Annotated in this window: 1 pseudogene; it reads right to left on the bottom strand. The window is 46.7% G+C overall.

The features are described from left to right. Positions 1–398 (bottom strand): annotated as a pseudogene (gene ileS / locus AB4496_RS23965) (isoleucine--tRNA ligase); the annotation flags it as partial.

The raw sequence follows: 398 nt of genomic DNA, 5'->3' as shown, positions 1-398 counted from the left end.
GAACAGCAGGAACCGTAAAGTTGTAGAACGGGTGGTTGAATTGAGAAAGCTCAAGATCAGCACCAGTAGCAAAACCAAGGTTATGGAAGTGCTCGATACCCGCACGATCCATTACGTCTTTTGCTAGTTCAGAAGCAACAACGATACGTTGAGCTGGCTGTTCGCCATTCGCTTCAACTTGGATAAGTACGTATTCAAGATCATCACGTAGACATACTGCGCGGTTAGCCGGCAGAGTCCACGGTGTTGTCGTCCAGATAACAATAGAGATTTCGCCCTGACCCGCGTGACCTTCCGCTAGAGTAAATTTCTCTAGTAGAGCCGCTTCGTCAGCTGCAGAAAATTTCACATCGATAGATGGAGACACTTTATCTTTGTATTCAACTTCAGCTTCAGCC

The sequence above is a fragment of the Vibrio sp. 10N.222.46.A1 genome (assembly GCF_041473595.1).
GTDB lineage: Bacteria > Pseudomonadota > Gammaproteobacteria > Enterobacterales > Vibrionaceae > Vibrio > Vibrio tasmaniensis_A.
The sequence above is the reverse complement of the archived record's forward strand: the minus strand, read 5'-3'. Positions and strand labels throughout refer to the sequence as shown.